This window comes from Bdellovibrionales bacterium (genome assembly GCA_019750295.1).
GTDB lineage: Bacteria > Bdellovibrionota > Bdellovibrionia > Bdellovibrionales > JAGQZY01 > JAIEOS01.
In genome coordinates this window covers 1-23538 of record JAIEOS010000110.1, presented here as the reverse complement: position 1 = coordinate 23538, position 23538 = coordinate 1, and the positions used below count along the sequence as shown (strand labels likewise).

20 protein-coding genes are annotated in these 23538 nt (G+C 48.4%); 17 read left to right on the top strand and 3 right to left on the bottom strand.

Features of this window, described 5'->3' with window-relative positions:
• Position 1: 1 nt before the first annotated feature.
• From K2Q26_13955 to rdgB, 10 genes are all read left to right on the top strand, one after another.
• Positions 2-652: a hypothetical protein gene (locus K2Q26_13955; GenBank protein ID MBY0316623.1), complete on the top strand. Its 651-nt coding sequence runs from the start codon at positions 2-4 to the stop codon at positions 650-652.
• 15 nt (positions 653-667) lie between these two features.
• Positions 668-1648, top strand: coding sequence for a type II secretion system protein GspN (gene gspN / locus K2Q26_13950; protein MBY0316622.1), 981 nt, complete (start codon positions 668-670; stop codon positions 1646-1648).
• A gap of 83 nt (positions 1649-1731) precedes the next feature.
• Complete coding sequence (locus K2Q26_13945; GenBank protein ID MBY0316621.1) at positions 1732-2562, top strand: hypothetical protein; 831 nt, start codon at positions 1732-1734, stop codon at positions 2560-2562.
• 19 nt (positions 2563-2581) lie between these two features.
• The gene (locus tag K2Q26_13940; GenBank protein ID MBY0316620.1) at positions 2582-4129 is read left to right on the top strand and encodes an SDR family oxidoreductase; all 1548 of its coding nucleotides are present in this window, start codon (positions 2582-2584) and stop codon (positions 4127-4129) included.
• A complete protein-coding gene (locus tag K2Q26_13935; protein ID MBY0316619.1) occupies positions 4087-4863 on the top strand; it encodes a helical backbone metal receptor in 777 nt (258 codons plus the stop codon). Before K2Q26_13940 ends, K2Q26_13935 begins: the two co-directional genes overlap by 43 nt.
• Before the next feature lie 218 nt (positions 4864-5081).
• Positions 5082-5504 carry a single-stranded DNA-binding protein gene (locus tag K2Q26_13930; protein ID MBY0316618.1) on the top strand — a complete coding sequence of 141 codons (423 nt, stop codon included), beginning with the start codon at positions 5082-5084 and terminating at the stop codon, positions 5502-5504.
• A 167-nt stretch (positions 5505-5671) separates the two neighbouring features.
• Positions 5672-6565 (top strand): hypothetical protein, encoded by an 894-nt coding sequence (locus K2Q26_13925; GenBank protein ID MBY0316617.1) that lies wholly within the window; start codon positions 5672-5674, stop codon positions 6563-6565.
• Positions 6565-7308, top strand: a complete 744-nt coding sequence (locus K2Q26_13920) for an N-acetylmuramoyl-L-alanine amidase (GenBank protein ID MBY0316616.1) — start codon at positions 6565-6567, stop codon at positions 7306-7308. The genes K2Q26_13925 and K2Q26_13920 overlap by 1 nt, the downstream gene beginning before the upstream one ends.
• Positions 7309-7316: 8 nt before the next feature.
• Positions 7317-8051: a ribonuclease PH gene (gene rph, locus K2Q26_13915; GenBank protein MBY0316615.1), complete on the top strand. Its 735-nt coding sequence runs from the start codon at positions 7317-7319 to the stop codon at positions 8049-8051.
• Positions 8044-8640, top strand: coding sequence for an RdgB/HAM1 family non-canonical purine NTP pyrophosphatase (rdgB, locus tag K2Q26_13910; GenBank protein ID MBY0316614.1), 597 nt, complete (start codon positions 8044-8046; stop codon positions 8638-8640). The genes rph and rdgB overlap by 8 nt, the downstream gene beginning before the upstream one ends.
• A gap of 3 nt (positions 8641-8643) precedes the next feature.
• On the opposite strand, the gene K2Q26_13905 is transcribed toward rdgB, so the two are convergent.
• Positions 8644-15687 carry a hypothetical protein gene (locus tag K2Q26_13905; protein ID MBY0316613.1) on the bottom strand — a complete coding sequence of 2348 codons (7044 nt, stop codon included), beginning with the start codon at positions 15685-15687 and terminating at the stop codon, positions 8644-8646.
• Between the two features lie 194 nt (positions 15688-15881).
• On the opposite strand from K2Q26_13905, the gene K2Q26_13900 reads away from it, so the two are divergent.
• The 5 genes from K2Q26_13900 to K2Q26_13880 all read left to right on the top strand — a co-directional run bounded on the left by K2Q26_13900 (position 15882) and on the right by K2Q26_13880 (position 19750).
• Positions 15882-16826 carry a ribose-phosphate pyrophosphokinase gene (locus K2Q26_13900; protein MBY0316612.1) on the top strand — a complete coding sequence of 315 codons (945 nt, stop codon included), beginning with the start codon at positions 15882-15884 and terminating at the stop codon, positions 16824-16826.
• A 29-nt stretch (positions 16827-16855) separates the two neighbouring features.
• On the top strand, positions 16856-17527 hold the full coding sequence (locus tag K2Q26_13895) for a 50S ribosomal protein L25 (GenBank protein ID MBY0316611.1): 672 nt from the start codon (positions 16856-16858) through the stop codon (positions 17525-17527).
• 75 nt (positions 17528-17602) lie between these two features.
• Positions 17603-18196, top strand: a complete 594-nt coding sequence (gene pth, locus K2Q26_13890; GenBank protein ID MBY0316610.1) for an aminoacyl-tRNA hydrolase — start codon at positions 17603-17605, stop codon at positions 18194-18196.
• Positions 18196-19296, top strand: coding sequence for a redox-regulated ATPase YchF (ychF, locus tag K2Q26_13885; protein MBY0316609.1), 1101 nt, complete (start codon positions 18196-18198; stop codon positions 19294-19296). Before pth ends, ychF begins: the two co-directional genes overlap by 1 nt.
• Positions 19297-19519: 223 nt before the next feature.
• Positions 19520-19750 carry a hypothetical protein gene (locus K2Q26_13880; protein ID MBY0316608.1) on the top strand — a complete coding sequence of 77 codons (231 nt, stop codon included), beginning with the start codon at positions 19520-19522 and terminating at the stop codon, positions 19748-19750.
• Positions 19751-19756: 6 nt separating this feature from the next.
• Here K2Q26_13880 and K2Q26_13875 read toward each other — a convergent pair whose 3' ends face one another.
• Positions 19757-20887, bottom strand: coding sequence for a hypothetical protein (locus K2Q26_13875; GenBank protein MBY0316607.1), 1131 nt, complete (start codon positions 20885-20887; stop codon positions 19757-19759).
• A 195-nt stretch (positions 20888-21082) separates the two neighbouring features.
• Between K2Q26_13875 and K2Q26_13870 the strand changes: the two genes are divergently transcribed.
• Together K2Q26_13870 and K2Q26_13865 are read left to right on the top strand one after the other, a co-directional pair.
• Positions 21083-21487 (top strand): hypothetical protein, encoded by a 405-nt coding sequence (locus tag K2Q26_13870; protein MBY0316606.1) that lies wholly within the window; start codon positions 21083-21085, stop codon positions 21485-21487.
• A 61-nt stretch (positions 21488-21548) separates the two neighbouring features.
• Positions 21549-22550 carry an AI-2E family transporter gene (locus tag K2Q26_13865; GenBank protein ID MBY0316605.1) on the top strand — a complete coding sequence of 334 codons (1002 nt, stop codon included), beginning with the start codon at positions 21549-21551 and terminating at the stop codon, positions 22548-22550.
• A gap of 25 nt (positions 22551-22575) precedes the next feature.
• On the opposite strand, the gene K2Q26_13860 is transcribed toward K2Q26_13865, so the two are convergent.
• A complete protein-coding gene (locus K2Q26_13860) occupies positions 22576-23457 on the bottom strand; it encodes a murein L,D-transpeptidase catalytic domain family protein (protein ID MBY0316604.1) in 882 nt (293 codons plus the stop codon).
• Positions 23458-23538: the final 81 nt, after the last annotated feature.

The following is a 23538-nucleotide window of genomic DNA, read 5'->3' as shown; positions in this document are numbered from 1 at the left end:
TATGGATTTTAAAGATATAAGAGATCAACTTTTAGAACGCATAAAAGAATATGGTCAGAAGATTTCCGAAAACGAAGCTGCAGTTCAACTCACCGAGCGCTACAGAGCTCTCTCACCCGTCATGCAGAAAGTATTGGCGGGAGCCACCATCGTTCTTGCTCTTTACATCATCTATTCGATCCCCGCCTCCTATGTTTCGACCTCGCAGGAGTACGAAGAGAGTTTTGAATACAACCGTGGCCTTATCCGTGGTCTGTTTCGCTCGGCTCGCCAGCCGATCATCAACAGCCAGAAATTTTCCGGATTAAGCGCAAGCGAGCTTAAATCTCGGGTGGAGGGATTAATGACTTCGGCTCTTGTTGTCGAATCTCAAAAAGGCTCCTCTTACCCCTCTAAAAACACTCTTCCCGTGGCGCTTCCTGCAGCGATCAAACAAGAGGGCATGACCTTTGAAATTAAAAAACTCAACTTAAAACAGGTCGTGAGCTTGGGAGAGCAGATCTCAACCATGCACCCGAACACAAAACTTGCGGCGGTTGAAATTCAGGCCGACGAAGCCGATCCCCATTATTTCAATGTTAAATATGCGGTGACGTCGCTTTCGCTTCCGATCAAATCGGAAATAAAATCCGCACCAACGAAGAAACGCTAACCCTGAGGACTAATCATGCTGGGTACATTTAAAAACATTTTCGCAAATCACAAAAAGAAGATGGTATTTTTTGTCTTTGCCACACTTCTTTTTATTGTCATGTTCTTCCCATTTGGCGATCTGAGCGACGCCATCACCTCCGAAGTGGTTGCGGCCACAAACAATAGCGTCTATTTGCAGTTTGATGACCTCTCACTGGGCTTTGCTCCTCAGCCCTCGCTTAAGATGGAGAACGTCCTCGTTGAGGGCCCAGCGCTTCCTCTCGAAGTGACCATGAGCGAACTTTGGGTGGCTCCCTCGATTCTCAGCTTAGTCAAACAACAGATTGGAGGGACGGCGAAGGGGGAAGGACTCTATGATGGACAATTTAGCTTGAGCGTTAGCAAGAGTTCCAAACTTCAGTCTCCCGAGGCGCTTTGGACGAATTTAAATTTTCAAAATTTTAATCTCAAAGAAATCACAAAATCTCTCGCCAGCAAACAAATGTTACCTTTCACAGCCTCTGGTTCTGGTCAAATTAAAGCCGAGATGGATATCGATCCCTCTGCCAAATTGCAGCCCGATGGAAATTTCGAAATTCAATTAAAGAATCCTCAAATTCCCACGTTCACTTTGACGAACGAAACTATGGGATCGCTCTCTATTCCCTCGATCAGTATGGAAAAAATCGTACTTAAGGGACGGGTTAAAGATGGGCGCGTGATCATTACGGACTCCACGATCGGCACGCCCAAGGACGAATTGTATATCAAAATTAGCGGTGAAATCAGTTTGATGATCACCCCAGGATTTGCCCAAACCACCGTCACCTTTTATAACCTGGCCATAGACATGAATGTGAAAGACGCCTTCTCCACGCGCATGGGAGTGTATATGACCATTCTCGATGGAATTCTCGGTAAATTTAAGACCATGGGCACAGGCCAAAATCGCTATGCATTTCGCATAGAAGGCCGCGGTTTTGACGATCCCATGCCTCGCTATAGCCCCCTATAATGTAAACACCGCCACGGGGTCCTTTTTTCTGGAATCGACCCCACCAATATGCTAAAAATTATCCCTCTAACAAAGGGATGTTCATGGCTCAAAGATTTTTAATTTTAATCGCCGTCTCCAGCATTATGGGTTGTTCGGGAAATCCAGAAAAAGTCACTTTTGACGAAACTCAACAGCGCGGTCAATTCCTCCCCGCAGCCGTCGCTTCTAAAACCGTACTTCTCGAAGGAGCCGAATGCACCAAAGAGCTCCAGGATATGGACAAACGCTTACGTCCAGGACTCACCTACACTGTGGTGAACACCAACAAATCTGTAACCGATACGACCATTAGTGTTTCGACCGAAGTCGAAGCCATTAAATCTGTCGATCACGATCGAAACACTTACACTTTCTCTCGCACCCACAGCACCAAAAATATTGTCGGCTGGATCGAAGGAAAAAAACAGTACACCTTCGGCGAAGGCTACGCGGGGTCCTCCATCGAAATCACCTCCGTTTCTCCGAACTTTAAACCCATCTTGATTCACTCCCAAAAGCCAAAACCTGAGGAATGGACGAGCTGCTCGGTGGTGATTTCAAATATCCCTCAGCCCACTCTCGAAAACGGGATTTATGTTCTTGAGAGCCAGCGTCGCATCCCCGCACAAAAGCAAGAATCTGTTCAGACGGGAATCTTACAGTGCTCTCGCTACAAATCCATGGAGGGGCAATCCCCTCAGTTGCTAGAGACTAAAGTGGTCGGCCCGGGGAAAATCACTTCGATCCGGATCTACACCAACGATGAAAAGTTCCCATCTCCAGGGATTCTTTGCGGCGGAATCGGCGAACTCTATTCCAAAGACGAGACACTCTCTGACGACGGCAGCGTCCATATTCTTCGCGGTGAAGAGCTCGTCGGCGGTCGATTTTAATCTTTAAATTTGAAAAGCGATGCAAAAAGATAAAGACTCAAAATCTCAGGACATTAAAATCGAAGATGTGCAAACGTGCATCGATACTCTCAATTATTTTCTGGAAGATGGTCTTCGCCTCTCGCACATCTCTAAGCAGCAACGCATTGATTTGATGACCGCGGCCGGAAGACTTTCTCGGCCCGCAAAAACCGAAGTCTCCCATCGCAATAAACTTCTCGACCGCGCTAAAAAACGCGCTCGCGCCATGGCCGACCGGAATACCCGCGCTCAGACGGGAATCCGCGAAGCTCGCCTAAAGAAAGTCTTCGAAGCCCCTAAACGAGTGTTCCTCAATGATGGCGAAGCCCTTCCCCAGCGCCAACTCCACTCGGCCCAAAACTGCTATGTTTGCAAGGAAGAGTACACACAGCTCCACCACTTCTACGACAGCATGTGCCCGAGCTGTGGAGATCTCAATTACCGCAAACGCTTTCAAACAGCGCCCATGCATGGCCAAGTGGCCGTGATCACCGGCTCTCGGCTTAAAATAGGTTATCATTGCACTCTGATGATGCTGAGAGCAGGCGCAAAGGTGATTGCCACCACAAGATTTCCTCACGATTCGGCTCTGAGATTCTCTAAAGAAGACGACTACAACGAATGGAAAGATCGGTTGCAAATTTACGGTCTGGATTTGCGCCACACGCCCAGCGTGGAATTATTCTGCATGCATCTCGATCGAACTTTGGATCGTTTAGATGTTTTGATCAACAACGCCGCTCAAACTGTACGACGTCCTCCCGGATTTTACGCCCACATGATGGAGAACGAACTTCTCTCTCCTGGGGATTTACCAGCCGAAGCCCAGCAGCTTCTTAAAAGCTACACCACCTTTAAAAATGATCTTCATCAGTTGAGTGGTGTCGAGCCCGATTCAAAGCTTCCGGTGCAGTGGCATGGGCACGGTCCTGGAATCGGCTTAAGGGCTCCGGCACAGCTCTCGCAGATTCCTTACTCTTATGATAACTCCTTGGCGGTTGAGGAAGTTTTCCCTCGAGGCGAGCTCGACGCCGATCTTCAACAAGTGGATTTGCGAAAAGTAAACAGCTGGCGATTGAAATTGGCGGAAGTTCCCACGCCCGAAATGCTCGAAGTGCAGTTGGTGAATTCCATTGCTCCGTTTGTTCTTTGCAGTCGATTAGCGCCAATCATGCGCCGGGATTATACGGGTCAAAAGCATATGGTGAACGTGACCGCAATGGAAGGAAAGTTTTTCCGCTTCCATAAGGAAGATCGCCACCCTCATACAAATATGGCGAAAGCCGCTTTGAACATGCTCACTCACACCTCTGCCAAAGATCTTGCGAAAGATGGAATTTTTATGAATGCGGTCGACACCGGTTGGGTGACGGATGAAGATCCGGCACATCTAGCTCAGTCGAAAACCGAAATTCATGATTTTCAGCCGCCCTTAGATATCGTCGATGGTGCCGCTCGTGTCTGCGATCCTTTCTTCGACGGGATTTTGACGGGCGAACACTGGTGTGGAAAATTCTTAAAAGATTACTTCCCTATCGATTGGTAATTATGACGGTGATCTCTTTAGTTCCCTCGTGGACCGAAACTCTCATTGCTGCTGGAGTGCCCGTCATCGGGCGCACGCGCTTTTGTATACATCCCGAAGACATGATGGAGTTCATTCCCGCAGTCGGCGGCACGAAAGATGTCGATTGGGATAAAGTGGCAGGATATCAGCCCGACTTCGTTCTCCTCGATAAAGAAGAAAACACTTTAGAAATGGCAAAGGCCTGTCCGGTCCCCTACATTGCAACCCATGTGCAATCTATGCAGGATATGCCTCGAGAGCTCCGACATCTGGCCGAAAAATTTCAAGCTCCAAAACTTTTAGGGTTGGCCCAGCGGTGGGAGCGAGTGATCGCAAGCACTCCGCAAATTTCTTCGGAGAAAGATTTTCCTCCGGCACTTTTGGAATGGGTAAAGCCTTTAGATTTTGATCCTGAAAACATTGTGTACGTGATTTGGCGCAATCCTTGGATGGCGGCGGGCGCACCGACATTTGTTGGTTCGCTCTTCGAATGGTTTGGACTTAAGATTTGGGGAAGCGACAAATATCCCGAGTTTGAACTCAATGACTTTAAAAATTCTAAAAATTTATTCCTTTGCTCCTCGGAGCCTTACCCGTTTGAAAAGCGGAGAGACGCCATGGAAGAGTTGCCCGGAGCTGTCGCTTTGGTCGATGGAGAAAAAATGAGCTGGTTCGGCATCCGCTCTCTCAATTATCTGGAGAGTTTTCTCTAAAAATATGACGCTCCTGTAGAAGAGTTCCTATTTTTATGGCGCTCTTATTAATGGGCCTACGAGAAATTCAGAAGCAATTCCGTACGAATCTTTCCGGAATTGAGTTTTTGCTGCTGTTAAATTCAGCATCGATCTTTTCATTGTGCATCTCTGCCTAATTTTTAATTGACCCGATATTCTCTTTTTGCGAAAAACTCTATCTACAAATCGGGGGCTATATGTCTGTGAATAAAGTAATGATCGTTGGACGCCTTGGTGCGGATCCAGAAATGAAAACTCTCTCTTCAGGTCAAACTGTGACCAATTTTAACGTCGCTACCGGTGAAAACTGGGTGGATCGCGATGGTCAAAAGCAAGAACGCACAGAATGGCATCGCATTGTGGTTTGGGGTAAACTCGCAGAAATCTGCGCTCAGCACCTCGCCAAAGGTCGACAAGTGTTTGTAGAAGGTAAACTTCAGACTCGCTCTTGGGAAGACCAACAAGGTCAAAAGCGCTACGCCACAGAAGTGGTTGCGGCCAATGTCCAGTTCCTTGGCGGAGGAGATCGCGCCTCTCAAAACAGTGGTGGCCCATCCGCGGGCGCTGCCGACTTCTCTCCAGAACCCAGCTTCGACTCCAACGACGAAATCCCCTTCTAATTGGTACCCGGTACCTTTTGCGGATGCATTGTATAAAAAAAGCGGCCTAGGCCGCTTTTTTTATACAATGCATCCGCAAAAGGTACCGGGTACCAAAGGACCAGAGTCTAAGGGCTTTTACTTGGACTTCTTCCCTCGGGGCCGTATTCTAATGGCAGAGGGACTTCATGCGTCATCAGCCATTTTGGGTCGTGTTGTTTGCACTCTTTTTGTTTTCTTATCCGTCGTATGCAGGAAAAGTTCTCAAAACGAGTGGCAAAAAAGTTTATGTTATTTTTTCTCCCGAAGAAGAAGGCACATTTGCCAATAACGATATTTTTTATGTGACAGATATTAACGGTAAAAAAACCGGGCTTCTTCAGCTTAAAAAAGTTCAGGGGTTTAAAGCCGTCGGTGTTCTCGGTAAAGGGAAAGCCAAACGCGGCGATCTGACTGTATTTAAAGGGGCTGGAAAAAAATCCGCTTCCTCCAGAAAATCAAAGTCCAGTGTTTCCGAGAGTTCAGATTCAGAATCAGGCACGAAACGTCGACGTCGGAATCGAATGGCCACAAAGTGGGGCGTCGTTCTGGGATATGCCTCTGCTACACAAGACGTTAAACAAGATGCGACGACCTCCTCGCAATCGGGCTCTAGCCTTGGACTTCGTGGAGCGTACATTTATCCCACCTCCGAGTCTTTAGATATCCAACTCCTCGCCGGACTTGAGAACTTCGATGTCAGTGGCTCTGGGAAAACTCCCGAGAGCAATTATCAAACTATCGGGACTATCGGAACAAAAATCACCTACTTGAGTTTAGATGCTTTACTCCGCTACGAAGTGTTTGGCGGTGAAAGCTTTGGAATTAAACTTCTCGCCGGCGCTGGGATTTTCCACCCGATGAGCTCTTCCTCGACAGCGATCGCCTCGATTGACACCGTCGCCGTAGGTGAGTTTGGTGCAAGCCTTGAATACCGCACAAGCTCGATGACGATTCCCATTGATTTTATTTATTACTACTACCCCTCCGGAGGCGACGTCAGCACATCGCTCATGGGTCTGCGCATAGGATACTTGTTCTAATGCGAGGGATTCTGTGGGCGACTTGTGCTCTGCTTTTCAATTCCGCTCAAGCCTTTACTATAGCGATTGATCCCGGCCATGGCGGCATGGATCGTGGAGCCACTCGCGGATCGGCCAACGAGTCGAAAGTGGTTCTCGGAGTGTCGCAAAAACTCAACGACATTCTCAACAAGGACCCAGAATTTAAAGCGTTTCTCACTCGCACCGATGATCGCCAGCTCGAACTCCATCGGCGCGTCAAGATCGGTGCTAAAAGCCAAGCGGATTTATTTTTAAGTGTTCACGCCAACTCATCCACCGACGCCAGCGCTCAAGGAATGGAAATCTATTTTAGAAACGAACTCGATCCTGACGACGAAAGCTTGATGCTCGCCCATCAAGAAAATCAAGTGGACGAAAATTTTTCACGAAAAGAAAAGAAAGGCGATCTTCAAAGTATCCTCGCCGATCTTAAAAAATCGATGTCGACTCTTAAGAGCTACGAACTGAGCTGGCATATTATTCACGAGTGGAAAGTTCCCTTTTCGAAAGTGCGTCCGCAAGCGATTAAACAAGGGCCTTTTGCCGTTGTTCAGCAAAGCATCCCCTCCGCTCTCGTCGAAATTGGTTTTATCTCTAACGAAAAAGAATCGAAGCGTTTAGTCACTGACGCCTATCAAAAAGAAATCGCTCAGGCCATCTATAAGGGCCTTAAAGATTACAAAGAAACTCTAGACAAAGAACAGACAAAAGCTCTAAAGTAGGGCTCACTATGAGCACACGACATGATAAAAGAGCAAACGATCAACTTCGTCCCGTAACTATCGAAACGTCTGTCAATCGCTATGCCGAGGGCAGCGCTTTGATCAAGTATGGTCACACACATGTGATGTGCACCGCGAGCATTGAGCCGAGCATTCCCAAGTGGCTTCAAGGCCAAGGGAAAGGCTGGATCACTGCCGAATACGGAATGCTCCCGCGCTCCACTCACGATCGGATGAATCGCGAAAAAACTGCCGCTAGTGGACGCTCTCAAGAGATCTCTCGTCTGATCGCTCGCAGTCTTCGTAGCAGCACGAATCTGTTTTCGCTCGGTGAGCGCATGATCACCATCGATTGTGATGTGCAGCAGGCCGATGGGGGAACTCGCACAGCGGCCATCACTGGGGGCTTTGTGGCTCTCGCCCAGGCCCTCGCCTACTTACGTGATCGTGAGCCGAACTTTAAAATTCCAATGACTTCGATGATTAGTGCCGTGAGTGTGGGAATGGTGAACGGCGAACCTCTTTTGGATCTGTGCTATCTCGAGGACTCCTCCGCCGAGACCGACGTGAACTTTGTCATGAATCATGATAACGCGTTTGTGGAAATTCAAGGAACCGCCGAGGAAAAACCATTCACCGCCGAACATCTCACGAAAATGTCTTTACTCGCCCAAAAAGGCTGCGCAGAACTTTTCAAGATTCAAAAGAAATGTCTCAACTCAATGGGGATCGAAATTGGCTAAGTTATGGATTGCCACCGGCAACAATGGAAAACTCACCGAGTTTAAACTTCTATTAAAAAGCGTACCTTTAGAATTACACTCGCAAAAAGAGCTCCCTGTATTTTCTCAACCTCCAGAGAATGGAAAAACCTTTCTCGACAACGCTCGCATCAAAGCCAAGGCTCTCAAAGCCGTAGTTGCAAATGAGGACTGGGTCTTGGCCGATGATTCCGGTTTATCGGTCGATGGACTCGGCGGCCTTCCTGGAGTGCATTCCGCCCGTTACGCCGGCGAGAAGGCCAGCATGCCGGAAAACATCGCCAAGCTTTTAAAGATGATGCAGATTCGGAACATCTCCGATCGCAAGGCTCACTTTGAATGCACGTTAGTGTTGCTCTCCCCCACCGGAGAGGAAAAAGTCTACAGCGCTCAACTTCACGGAAAAATTGCACCCAAGATTACAGGAACCAACGGCTTTGGCTACGATCCCATCTTCATCCCCGATGGATTTACTAAAACTTTAGGTGAACTCAGCGACGGAGAAAAGAACACTCTCTCCCATCGCGCCCAAGCCGCGAAAAAAATCGTCGAATTTTTTAGTACACTCTAATCGCTACGGTGCTGGATCTAAGTATTCCGCAAATCCATGAAGACCGTTTTGCTCATAGAGGAAGACTAAACTTCCGCGATTATTATCCCAATGCATTGATCCCTCGACGCATTTCACAGCCGCAATCGGCCATGGCAGTGCCACTTCGACGCCACTATTCATATTTTTTCGTCGAATCTGACGTGATGAGTTCGAGCAATAATAAATATACTCGTCCCCCGCATAGCGACGATGGGCAAAAGCGATCACTGGCTCACTCACTGTCCACGAGGCCTGCATCACACCCCCCGGCACCATCCGATAAATGGTGGACCAATGGGTTCGGACCGTCATCCACTTATTATCTACAGAATCGTAAATAGGAGTCGTAATATAAACCGAGTGTGAGGTGAAGAATTCACAGGCGGCCAATGAGACTCCATCGGGACAGGTCGTATTATCATTACCACTGCCGTAACCGACCACTCCTACCAGCGGAGTCTGGATTTTGGTGGTGACGTCGTAGAGCTTCACCATCCGATTTCGCGTCGACCATCCTCCCGTACTTATGAAAAAGGAATGCTCATCTTTATGCATAAAGAGCTTGTTATTTCCAAAACCTGCCACTTGAGGAGAATACCAACAGTGAGGATCTCTTCGAGTTCCCGCATCAAAACCATAGCTTCCGCACTCAGAAGTAAAATGAATGCTCGATTGCCCATCTGCCGCGGGATTCGACCAATGATACGTTCCCTGGCCTTGGAATAAACTCCATTGCCCGGGTGAGCCGACGGCCGCCGTATCTCGAGTCAATTTCATAATATCCCAAGTTCCAGCGTGATGATAAACATCTCCTGTCACTGGATCTAAACCAAAGTCATCGCCTGTGTTATGCGGCCATTCAAAATTTGTGGCTGTCATACGCGCATCCACTCCCGTGGCCGCGGCGTCGAACCGTCCATTTCCTGCAAGGTGGTAGAGTGTTCCCTCCGGATCAAACTCGTATAACTTATTGTTTGCGCGACTGGAAAAAACAATGGCGCTATTATTTCGAGGTCTAAATTCGTGGAGACCCGTTCCCAATCTTGCAGACAGAGCCGGTCCACCCTCACCCGAAATCAGTCCTTGCCCCATAAGGGTGACAATATTTCCATTCGGTGTCAGCGTACGAATTCGACCGGAGTCGAGATAATAGAGTGTTCCGTCCTCTTGGACGAACATATCAGAGATCGTTCCGCGACAACTGAGAGCGGGAGTTCCGTCGGCGCAATCGCCGTTGGCGCCATCAGGGTGGCCAACGATTTGAGTCCAAGATCCCGGAGCACCCGGCTGATACTTCCAAATTCCAGAAGGCGGGGGTTTGTAAAACAAATAAAGATTCCCATCCAGTCCTGTATGAAAGCCACCGTGCTCGGTCCAATAGGCCACACGTGGCGGATGGACAGATAAGCTATTTCCGTTATTATCTAACGCTGAATAAGTGGATAAATCTCCTCCGGTTGTACAACCGTCGGCCGGATTCCAGTAAGGATGGATTCGGATCGAGAGAATGCGATCCATAATCGTCGACGTGGCTTTATCATAGCGAATGCCAATTCCTCGATTGCGGCATCTTTGAATATCTCCATAGGCGGGAAGATCTGTGGTTGAAGTCACCGTGTTCACTTTAAAAGACTCGATTGTGTTATTGGCCTTAAGAATTCGTATACGAGGCTGATCGATCAAACGATGACCATAAGCTCGGTCATTGGACGCCTGGAAATGAAAATCTCCATTGGGGAGGGCCATAAAGACTAACATTCTCATCCAATACATATCTTCCGTGAGTGGATCGACTCGAGCCTGTAATGGATTTGCAACGTTGTCGGAATCATCAGAGCCCGATCCTCCGACCACCGTTGTAATGATTCCTGTGGCTAAATCTACGCGGCGAATGCGGTCGTAGTCAAAAAGCAATAATCTTTGCGTCGGGAGATTATGATCTAATGCAATTTTTGTGACATATCTAACAGTAGCGTTGGCGACAGGACCATTATCCCCGGTTGAGTTTCCCGTTTTAGGAATAAACAAACGCTGAACCCCGTCAGCCGCATCAACTTTTAAAATTCCTCGATGAGCATCCTTAAAGTAAACAGTTCCGTCTCGAGCGACAACCACACTGTGAGAATCCGTCGCGTAGAGGTAAGAGTCTGATCTATACGTAAACATCGCCGCCTGAGCACTCAGGTTGGTTCCTAGATCCGTGTTTCCGGCAATAAACCGCATTGACGTGGCCACGTTCATACCCACCGATGTAAATCCGGCACTGAGACCATCGCTGTCTCGAACGACGGCTCTGATACGCATATAGCCACCCACGGGAGCGGACGCCCAATAGTAACATCCAGTCGCGGTGTCATCAGCCGATGTCGAACCATGATTGATTGTACACGTTCCGTTTTGACCATTATTCAATCCAGCCACAATTAATGTATAGGCGATATCATCCGTCGTGAAGTAGAGATCTACGGGCGTTCCCGGAAAGGGTTTGTCATCAGCGATTTCCCATTTGATATACAGCGGTTGGCCAGCCCCAACAGTCAGATCAGAATTTGAGGGAGGATCGGCTGGGAAGTCGTTGCTACCTATAATCAGCTTTTTCACCTCCGGCGGATTATAAACGACAAAGAAGATATCATCTTTATCTCTCTGAGTCGTTCCGGCTCCGCTCGCAGTCATGACTGAAACGTTATTCGCTTCATCCTTCGCCCATGCGTAGATCACATAATTGTCAGGGACAATCGGTAAATTAAAAGGGTAATTGACTAAATTCAATGTTCCCGACGGAGTTAATCCTACCGCAGGATCGTCCACGGCGACAAAGCAACTGTCCGCCGGCAAAGGAGCCGTGTTGTTCAGTTTAAAACAAAAGTGTGTCACTTTAGTTAAAGCATCAATAGCTTGGGCATCCACAAACACCCGCGCCAAATTCGACTCCACCGCATTTTCGTTGATGTCCATAAGGCCCGCAGTAAACACGGGCCCCGCGGTGTCTCGGATCCAGGTCACATTGACATTTGTAGAGAGAGGGAGTGCATTGGTTTGACGGAGCTCATAAACGCGATTGCCATCGGTCACTTCATTGGGAGAATAGATAAACGTCCCGCCAGGGCAATTCATCGTATGGATCAATGATCCACCCAAACGGACTTCCACATCAATACCGGCTTCGCAATTCCCACTAAAGCTTGCTGTGATGCCCGTATTGATCACTGTGGTCGCACTGGTGACGGTTAAGGCCGGATATTGCGTGTTTCTCTCCCAACTTCCAACGATCACCGTGCTATTTCCCGCGCGATCAAACAGCGTAAAATTATATCCGCGAGTCCCGTCGGTGACTTGTGTCGCTACTGTGTAGGACCAATTACCTGAGGAACATGGGGTCGTGTTAGAATCTGTTCCGCTCACAGCGATCGGATTCGGCAAACCACTCTCGCAGTTTCCAGCAAAGGTAACGGTGTTTGTCGGTGTCACAAAACTCGAGGAGGATGTAAAGGTTAACGTCGGAGGATTCGTATCTCGAACCCATCGCCCCGCCGTGGATCCCACGTTGAGCGCGGCATCCGTCTGCTCGAAGGTATAATCATAAGTGGCGTCCGTTGCTTGAGTCGCTACGGAGTAGGACCAAGTTCCCGCCGTACAAGGAGCTGTTCCATCCCCGACTCCCCCGCGACGAATCGTTACGGTCAATCCAGTTTCGCACGCTCCCCCGAAAGTGACCGTGTTTGTATTGCTGTAATGGGGATAAGCTAACGTGGTCTGAGTGATGGCTGGAGCGACCGTATCTCGAATAAAATTTCGAGAAATCAGCGCTACGTTTCCGACACCGTCGGTTTGCGAAACACTAATCGATTTGGTCCCATTCCCTGCTGAGAAAAATACCGATTGCGAGTACGCCCCACCCGAACACATCACAGTGAGATTGGAAAGCAAGTCCCCTGTAAACTGAATATTGAGCCCGGTTTCGCAACTTCCCGTCAAGGTGACGCCTGACTGAGCCGACGTGTTAGCGATCGGCGCATCGATCGTTAAGTTGGGAGCCAATGTATCGTTGATAAAAGATCTGGAGGCCGTCGCCGTATTACTAGCGGCATCTTGCTGCTCGATCTGAACTGATTTGGCACCTTGGGCCGCAGAAAAACTCACGGTCTGAGAAAAAGTTCCGCCGACACAGCTCGCGGTGGGCGATCCAGTGATGTCTCCTGAGAACACCACTGTAATTCCGCTCTCACACGTCCCCGTGAGGGTCGCAGATCCGGCATGAACCGAATTTGCCACAGGTGTGGATATCGCGACCGAAGGGGCCACCCGATCTAAAACAATAGAGTGCGTATCACTCAAAGAAAGCACATTGTCTAAATTGTCTTTAAGCCAGACATACACCGTCTTTGTCGCATCGGGTGTAGATAGGACAAAACTCGTTGGACGCGTGGCTAACCAACCCGTTCCCGAACAACTCACCGAGGTCGGCGCTGTCGATTGAGTTTCACTCAGACACCAGGCTGTCGCGCCGTTGTCGTTGGTAATGCTTGCGGTGACTGTCGTTGTTTTGGCGTAATTGGATTGATTAATAAAGATCGTGTTCGTCGTATCCGTTAATGTAAAGACAGGTGCGACGATGGTACGAACCCAGCTTCCCGCGATGGCGGTGGCGTTTCCGGCGGCGTCTGTCAGTGTAAACGTGTAACTTCGATTGGCATTGGTCGTTTGTGTCGCTACGGTGTAGGACCACGAGCCCGAGCTACAAGCTGTCGTGGCGCTATCGATTCCACTGACAACAATATTGCCCAAACCGCTCTCGCAAGTTCCGGTAAATGTGACGCTGTTACCAAAAGTGGTCCAAGAGCTCGCTGATGTGAATGTTAAAACAGGATTCACCGTATCCCGAATCCACTGCCCCGCAACGACACCTAAGTTATTGGCCGCATCGGTTTGCTCAAAAGTATAATTGTAAGTTCCATCGGTGGTCTGCGCGGCGACAGAGTAAGACCATGTGCCGGCAGCGCAAGTTGTTGTATTCTCAAGCACGCCTGAGCGTCGAGCCGTTATGGCCAGACCGGTCTCGCAGGTGCCTCCAAAAGTGACCGTATTTGTATTACTATAATAAGGAGTGGTTAATGTCGTCTGAGTGATCACTGGGAGAGTGGTATCTAAAATAAAGTTGCGACTATCTATCCCCGTATTTCCTGCAGCATCCGTTTGACTGATGTTGACTGTCTTTGCCCCATCAACCCCATTGAGAACAACAGATCTCGAGAAGACCCCACCACTGCACATGACGCCAGCCACAGGATTGATATCACCTGTGAAGTTGACAAGGTATCCGTCTTCGCAAGTCCCACTGACCATCAACGATCCCGAAACATTCGCTAACGCGGCAGGCGCCGTGATCGCGATCACCGGTGCGGTCGTATCGTTAATAAATGTTCGTGAGATTTGAGTCACATTACTCGCATTGTCCAATTGACTAATTTGAACGACTTTACTTCCATCTCCCGCAGTAAAATTAGCAATAAAAGAGTAAGTGCCACTTCCGCAAGTGGCACTGCCGGGATTTGCAACACCGGCTCCAGCGACATTCACCGCAAGACCCGTTTCGCAGGCACCACTAATCACCACCGAAGAGTCGTGCTCGGTGTTGGCTAAGGGCGAACTCGAAAAATCCACATCTGGCGCGTCCGTATCTAACACGAGAGTGTCTGTGCCGTGGAGACTGACCACATTGTTCACGACGTCTTTAATCCAGAGATAAACTGTTTTATTTCCATCTCCGCCACTCAATACAAAAGACGTAGGGCGAGCTCCTAACCAACCCGTTCCCGAACAGCTCATGGCTGTCGGTGCGGAACTCTGCGTTTCGCTCAAACACCATTCATCAGCCGCCGCATCATTAGAGATGCTCGCAGAAATACTGAGAGTCTTTGCAAAACTCGATTGGTTTGGAACGATCGTATTCGTCGAATCGCTCAACGCTAGCACCGGAGCGGAGGCGGCGACCGTGATCGCGGGGGAGCAAAATGCGTTCGAAATATTTCCAGCTTCGTCTCTCACTGTCACCGATGCGGAATAGGTTTGGCCATCTGCGAGACCAGTGACCGTTTGTGACGCCGTCATTGGATTTGACGTGGATACAATTCCACCGCTGCAGTTGTTAGAATTATAAAGTCGCAATTCGAAGGGTTGAGTCAATGAGAGACCCGCAAGCCCCGCATCGGACGTCAACCAAGTGAATTCAAACTGCGATGCTCCTACGACAATCGCGCTCGCTGGCGAAATAAAATTCAAAGCCATTGGTGGAGAGCGATCATAAATCACTAAGCCTAAAGTTTCAGAGGTCGACGCGTTTTGCGCATGATCCACCGCATAGGCGCTGACATTGAACAGGCCTTCTGCGGGTGCAAAAGTGTAAGAATAATTTCCCGACATGCAATCCACGGTGACGGAATAATCAGCGGGAGTACAAACGGCATTTTGTTTAATACAAATTCGAATGGTGCTTTCTTCTTTAATTTTTCGATTGTCGGTACAAACACCGGAGAGAGTCACAGAAGCATCGCGCGACGGGGACGCCGAGGAACTGACTAAGGTTAATGTCGGTGGCACTGTATCGCGCTCCACCGTTTTTGAACACTGGAGCGGGCCCAAAGACAAATCAGGGAAGCGAATTTGCACACCCATCGTCATCGGAATTCCGACTGTCGAGAGACCCGTCATATCAAATTGCGGTTGAGCGGTATCGGCGCGAAAAAAGGCCGGACCACTACAGTCGTCGCTCTCGTAAACGGTCACGTGATAAAGATTTTCTGGAAATGGGAGTTGGGCTTGAACCCCGGTTCTCTCAAAGGGTTGCCACTCGAACATGTAATTATTCACGGAGAAGTAGTCTTCTTCCTGTGGCTTTTTAAATCCTTCGACCTTCATGTTTTTGCTACTAAAGCGATCAGAGATGATTTTCATCTCCTTCGAACAGGCCGAAGTGACTAATAAAAGAGCTGCTATTAACAGAATGGAATGGAGCGCTTTTACCATGTCTCCTTGTCGGACAAAGAATTAAAATTCTTTAACAAATACAATATTTTAGTACCATTTTGAGCCATTTTTCCACAATTGTGAAGCGAAGAGCCTCGACCTCGATGGAGTCGTTCTCGAAATGAGACAGCTCCTCGGAGAATTTAGTACCTTTCCCTAGACAATATTTCTCTCTGCGTGTTACTCCATCCCTCATGAACGATCTACGAATTTTCACTGGAAACTCGAATCGAGCTTTTGCCGAAAACGTGGCGAAACACGCCGGCACTCGCCTCGGAAAATCGACCATCTCGCGCTTTGCCGACGGCGAAATCCAGGTGGAAATTCAAGAAAGCGTTCGCGGAGCCAGCGTGTTTTTAATTCAAAGCGCTTGCCCACCGGTGAACGAAAGTTACATGGAACTTTTTATCATGCTCGATGCTCTCAAAAGGGCATCGGCGAAAAACATCGTCGCCGTTCTTCCCTACTACGGATATGCCCGCCAGGACCGCAAAGTGGCTCCCAGAGCCCCTATCTCGGCGAAATGCATGGCCGATCTCATCACCACGGCTGGCGCCACCCGCGTTTTGTGTGTGGACCTCCATGCCGCCCAGATCCAAGGCTTTTTTAATTGCCCCGTGGACCATTTGTTCGCGATCCCCGCCCTCGCTCAATACTGGAAAGACAACTTTGGCGAAGGTAAAGATTACGTCGTCGTGAGCCCCGATGCCGGTGGCGTGGAGCGAGCTCGGGCCTTTGCCAAACGGATCGACGCCCCTATCGCCATCATTGATAAACGCCGTACAGGCCCTAACGAGGCGAAAGCACTCCATTTAATTGGAGATGTTCGGGATAAAACGGCGATCATCGTGGATGATATGATTGATACGGCGGGCACTCTTACACAAGGTGTTGACAGCCTGCTAACCAATGGTGCAAAAAAGGTGTTTGCCGTTGCAACCCACGCGCTTTTTTCAGGTCCCGCGATCAACAGAATCACGGAATCCGGCCTCGAAAAAGTGATTGTTACCGATACCATTCCGCTTTCGGAGAGGTCTCAAACGTGTGAAAAGATCACCGTCACATCGATGGCTCCGGTGGTTGCAGAAGCGATACAAAGAATTTACGGAAACGCATCTGTCAGTTCTTTATTTGATTAATTGAGATTTAATAAAAGAAGAGGTCCCATATGAGTTCAGAATTTGTTTTAAGCATCGAAGAGCGTTCAGCTGGTAAAGCGCACTCCCGCAGTTCTCGCGTAGAGAAAAAAGTCCCTACCGTGATCTACGGACCAAAATTCAAAAACGAAAATGGTCTCATCGAAGAAAAAATCGTAACGAAGTATTTATCCGCTCGTTTCGAATCTACAATTTTTGATCTTAAGAGCGATAGCCCTAAGTTCAAGAATACAAAAGTTTTGATCAAAAACATTCAACGTCATCCAGTGACAGATCGCCCCGTTCACTTGGATCTTTACGCTTTAGATATGTCGAGCAAAGTTCGCTTGAAAATGGTTCTCGAGTTCACAGGAACTCCAGCCGGCGTTAAAGAAGAAGGCGGGATCTTCCAAATCGTTATGCACGAAGTGGAAATCGAATGTTTACCTAACGACATTCCTAAAAATCTCGTCGCCGATGTGACAGAGCTTCGCATGAACAACTCTCTCCACGTGTCTGATCTTAAACTTCCGAACGGCGTTCGTGCGGTCACTCCTGGTGAACGTACTCTTGCCACTGTGACAGCTTACGTCGAAGAAGCCGTTGCGACTCCAGATGCTGCTGCTCCTGCTGCGGGCGCCGCTCCAGCTGCTGGTGCAGCTCCTGCCGCTGCTGCAGCCCCTGCTGCTGACAAGAAGAAGTAATCGATTTATCTCCTGCCTCGCGAATTCTTTCGCGAGGTTTAGAGCGGAGCAAACTCACCCTATGCGGCTCATCCTATGTGGCTAATCGTCGGTCTCGGAAATCCTGGCAATAAATACGCTCTCACCCGTCACAATATTGGCTTTATGCTTATCGATGCCCTGGTGCGCTCGAACGGCAATCCCCACGAGCGATCCGAGCAAAAAGCTCTCACCTACCACTTCACTCTCACAGATCAGGACACTCGCAAATCCGAAAAAGTGATTCTGTGCAAACCGCAAACGTTTATGAACCTCTCTGGAGATTCGGTCCGTGGACTTGTGGACTTTTACAAAATCGATCTGGATAAAATCCTTGTGGCTCACGACGAAGTCGATCAACCCTTTGGTCAGCTCAAGATGCAAAAAGAGCGCGGCCATGGTGGACACAACGGAATCCGCGACACTCATCTTAAACTGGGCACCAATAAATACCATCGCCTGCGATTAGGGGTCGGTCGTCCCAGTGGCCCTATGGATGTGGCCGATTATGTCCTTGCGCCATTTAGTAAAGACGAGATGAACAAGCTCCCTGACTTTTTAAGTTATGGGATCGACGCCCTTGAATCTCTGGTGTTTAAAGGGTACGAAAAAACAGCAACGCAATTTAATAAAGTCATTCAGGAGTCATAATGGGAATTCAGTGTGGAATCGTCGGCCTTCCGAACGTGGGTAAAAGTACTCTCTTTAATGCTCTGACGTCGGCCAAAGCCGAAGCCGCCAACTACCCGTTTTGCACCATCGACCCTAACGTCGGCGTGGTGAAAGTCCCTGATGATCGACTGGATCAAATCGTGGGTTTTGTAAAACCGCAAAGTATTGTTCCGACGGTGATTGAGTTTGTGGATATCGCGGGTCTTGTGCAAGGCGCGAGCAAAGGCGAAGGTTTAGGAAATCAGTTTTTAGGAAACATTCGACAAACCGATGCCATCATTCACGTGGTTCGCTGCTTTGATGATCCCGATGTGATTCACGTTTCGGGCTCGGTAGATCCTATTCGTGATATCGAAGTGATTAATACAGAATTGATGCTTGCCGATCTCGATTCTATTGATAAACGCCGTCAGCGCATCGAGAAGACCGCGAAGAGCAGCAAAGATCCCAACATGCTGATGGAATTAGATCTTGTTCTTAAAACTCACGCCGCACTATCTGCGGGAAAGCCGGCTCGTACCATCGAACTCGACGAAAAAACAGAACCGATCATGAAGAGCCTTCAGCTCCTCACGTCTAAACCCACTCTCTACGCTTGTAACCTCAACGAAGCTGATTTTACCTCTGGTGGCAACGACTGGTCTAAAAAAGTGGCCGACTATGCTTCGAAAGAAGGAAATCTCGCGATCAATATTTGTAGTGCGATGGAAGCCGAGATCGCTCAGCTTCCGATTGAAGAGCGCAAGGACTTTTTAGATAGCTTGGGAGTTAAGGAATCTGGCCTCACCCGTTTGATCCGCGAGGCTTATAAACTCCTCGGTCTTTACACGTACTTTACGGCGGGCGAAAAAGAAGTCCGCGCGTGGACGATTCGCAAAGGCACCAAGGCTCCACAAGCCGCAGGAGTGATTCACACCGACTTCGAAAAAGGCTTTATCCGCGCCGAAACTTACAACTGTGCCGACCTCTTCAACTTAAAGAGCGAACAGGCCGTGAAAGACGCTGGAAAGTATCGCTCTGAAGGCAAAGAGTACGTCGTGAAAGACGGCGATATTATCTTCTTCCGGTTTAACGTTTAAAAAAGTTTGGTGGCTTTTCTTTCGGACACTCTCACCGCTCGGACAGCAAGGGGCGAAACATCTATTAGGCTTCGCACCATCGCCCCCGCGGGAAGCGGAACTCGGGTTCGAGCGTCCGAAAGAAAAGCCACCAAACTTTTTTAAACATTAAAGCGTTCACTCAGTAAAAAGAAAAGAAGAAAAGGTGCGGCGATCCTTTTCGTTGTTTTTTGGGATCTTACTTATGGATTATAGGTTTATTTTGATTGAGGCGATTGGGTGGATTTCTACGGTGATCTTTTTGATCTCGATTGTTATGCCACGGCGGGAGCATTTGCATTGGATGGGGGTGTTCGCCTCCATCACCACTGGAATTTACGCTTTCTCTTACGGGGCTACGGCCATCTGGGTGAAGTGGCTCGTCGCCTTCTTTTTTCACAGCTACATGATCCTTAAGGAACGCCGCTCACGGTAAGGGTATCTATAATTCGCAGTATGGGCTTGCTCCCCCGTCCGTTGGCTTTTTGAGTTTTGGGTGGGCGAGATAGATTTTTCGAAGGCGCTCTGAGTTTGTGGGATAGGACGTGCCCGCGGCCAGCGTTTTGTCCTCGCAGAGATCCTGGCGGAGCTTGTGAGCATCTATATTTTTCATTCGAGACATGACTTCTGCAGAGAACCAGTCGGCAAAAGATTCGGGGAGTTGATCCGCCTGGATCCCCACGGGCGGGTACCCTACTTTGTTGCAGGTGGGATTCTGCTTGAGCTCCTGGATCAACTCGCTGGAAATATTATGTTCCGGAGTGATTTGAGCGAGAATTGAATCGTCTCGCTTTTTCGCGCCCACACTTTTTTCAGACCGTAAGCAGTCTCCCACCTTGCGAAACGGCCATTCTTTTTTGAGAAACATTCCCCACCGGCACGAATCGATGGCGTGACCCATTTCGTGAGCAAAAACGGCCATAAATGTTTCGTCATTGGGGTAATTCAAAGCTTGCACCCCGATGTTGATTTCGTTGGGCTTGGGGTCGTAAGCGACGCTCCAATCAATAATGTCCAATGGCACGCTGTTGTTTCTTGACGATTTTAAGGACCGCGGCCAGTACAGCTTGATGGCTTTGATCCGAGCTATGGCCTGCGGCTTTTCTTTTATAGAAAGCTCATCGATGGTGTTCAACGCCGTCGCCTGCGCTCTCTCGAAGAGTTTTTCCGCGCGCGCTCGGAAGGATGGAGTCAAATTTTTCTCTAAAATTTGATCAACTAAAGCTTCAACTTCTTTGTCTATGCCCGCATCACCTTGAGGGTATTTACTTAAAATAAAGTTTTTTGCAAAATACGCTCTCCACTCTTTGGCAATTTGATCCTCGCTTTGATCTTGAAGATTTCTTTTAAGAATCCAGGAGGAAATCATCGGACTCTTGGCCTTGATCAGGCCTGAAAGCGTTTGATCGGCCCGCTCGACGATTGGTTTTTTGCCGGCAAACTTCTCGATCTCCAAATCGATGTCTCGCTTCGCGCTCTTAGACATCGAAGAGGGTTGAGCACTTTGGCAAAACTCAGCGGCCAAAGCAGATGACTGTTTAATGAGCAACAATAAGAGGAGTAAGTATTTCATCTTCAAATGATGATGAATTATAAAAATGGGGTCAAGGAAATGCCCAAATCCAATTTAGAAAGAGAACACACTATTTGTGCGGGGCAATGTCTTGCCTTACCTATAATTCTAGTTAATCGGTGTCGATTGAAATGAATAATTTTAAATTATACGGAGTTTGATTTACTTTCCTGTCAGAACTTCAGGGGAGAATATATGAAACTCATTATATCTATCATCATCGGTCTTCAAATGGTTAGCTCTGCAGCTCTCGCAGACGTCAACACCGAGATCCAAGCCTGTAACTCCGTGAGAGCCATTGCCATTCTCGCTAAAGATAACTACCCTCACTGGGCCGCCAACGACGCTCAAGAGTCCGACGTCAAATTGTGCTACGCCCTTCTTAAAGATGCGGCTCAAAATGCAAGCCCGTCCCAACTTCAAAATCTTAAAGCAGAACTTCATGAGAACGCGGAAATCTTCTTTAACGACAAAGACTTTTCTAAGTTCATCAAAAAGAACCGTCCCGCTCACGAGCAAATGGTTCTCAACATTCCAGAGAACAAATCCCTTCTCCCCGTCATTAAGCCTGCGTTTGCAGGAAAAACCACTCTCCAGTAATTCTAGAAAAGTGTGTACAACCTAAGCCCTTAGCCTTACTCTCAAATTTGGTACACACTTTATGACCACAGCTACAAAGACGATTCAGGTATGCCTCGTTATTCTCACAACAATCGCTGTGGCCTCGGTGCTTACTTACACAAAGCCTGTCCTGGTGCCTTTTGTTTTTGCAGTTTTCTTTTACGCCATCTTTGCTCCCATCATTTATTGGATTCAGGTCCACCTTAAACTTCCCCGAATTTTAGCATTGAGCGTGGCGATGATCGGGGTCTTTGCCATTTGTGCGGGTGTTGTGGTCATCATGCTTCCCGCTTTTAAAGAGCTCGTGTTTGGAATTAATAATTTTGACACCTATCTTTTAAACGCTCTGACCGCCGTCGAGAAGCAACTGCCTAAGGGCATCCAGGTCGATAAAGCGTTTCTCGTCGACCAAGCCCGCCAGTTTAGTCCTCTGGTGTATATGCGCGATCTCACCAGTCAGGTTTTTATCGTTATTGCCAATCTCACCCTGATCATTATTTACACCTCTTTTATGATCATGGGAGATCAAAACGCGCAGATTAAATCTCCCACGATTCGCACGATTTTGATTAAGACCTTCGAATACACTCTTAAAAAAATGCTTTTAGCTTTTGCCGCTGGGTTTGTATTTTTAGTGATTCTCGGATCGTTTCAAGTGGATCTCACGCTCATCTTTACTTTGGCAGCGATTCTTCTCAATTTTATCCCGACCATTGGACCCATCTTAGCGATCGTTGCTCCGGCACCGGTGGTTTTTTATATGTATGGATTAGAGTGGCAGTTCTTTTTTATCTTTGGAACACTTTCGGTGCTTCAGTTTATTATCGGAAATATTATCGAGCCGAGAGTGCTTGCCGACGTCATGGACCTGCACCCGATCACCGTTTTAATTTGCCTTGTTTTTTGGGGCTTGATTTGGGGAGTTTCGGGAATGTTTCTCGCCGTGCCGATCACTGCAGTCTTAAAAATTATTTTTAGCCGAATCGAAGCCACTCAGCCTTTTGCAGAGATTCTCGCCGGTCGCCTGCCCGGCGATTACTAACCTCACCGTCATCTTAACGATGCCCCTAGCACGACGGAGCTTTGTAGCTCGCCGCTTTGTTGATCTTGGTGTAGTGATACCAAAGAACTCCGCCCTTAAGGACGGGAAGCCATTTCTTGGCGTTGGCTTGAGTCCATGCAGGACAGCCCGCACTGGTTCCGGCGCGATCCTCAGTGACATAGGGCGCGCCATGAGAAACTTTCGATGTCGCTTCCGCTGTGTTGTTGGTGGATTGCAAACCGTAGAGTCTTAATCCCGTAGAATTGTAAGCGCCGGAAGACGCCGTCGTTCCGTAATAAGGATACGTCACTACGGCGCTAACAAAAAATCCGCTGACGGTGGTGCCCTTGTTGGCCACGTTGGTAAAGACTTGAGGAATTCCTCCCACAGCCTCGGAGCCGTAGCCGTGAGCTACTGTCGATTTAAACACCGTCAGATCTACCATATCTAAAATATAACCGCGAGGTGAGGTGTTCGTATCTGTGAAATCGACGATCACAATATAGCGCTCGTTGCGAATTCCTTTTTTGAGAAGAGCTTTTGTTGTGGGATCAAAGCGGTTGGAGTTGGTCGGAATTTCCCCCGTTTCGCTCATCGGTGTTTTTAAGCAGGAAGCATCTTTGAGGCCGCCGGTGGATTCGCGGTTGTCCTTGTAAAAATCAAGCGCCTGACGCAGCGGAATCGCCGGAACACCTTTTGCCACGAAAGCCGTATAAGCCTTTTCAAGTTCCATCTTATCCATTTCGAGCAAGGGCTCTTCGCCGATTCCGACGGAAGACGTATCTGAAATTGTCGGTTGGTCATTTAAAATCTCCTGCTCCACCGCTGTCTCCTGATCGTCCGAGTTCGAACCACAGGCTGTGATTAAGGTCATCATGGGAACAAGTAGCAACCAACGAAAATTCATTTTATCGTACGTTGGGCGTTAACAGTGTTGTTGACGAAATCTAAAATTCCCCGATAAGTCTCTGTGGCAAAACCAAAAGAT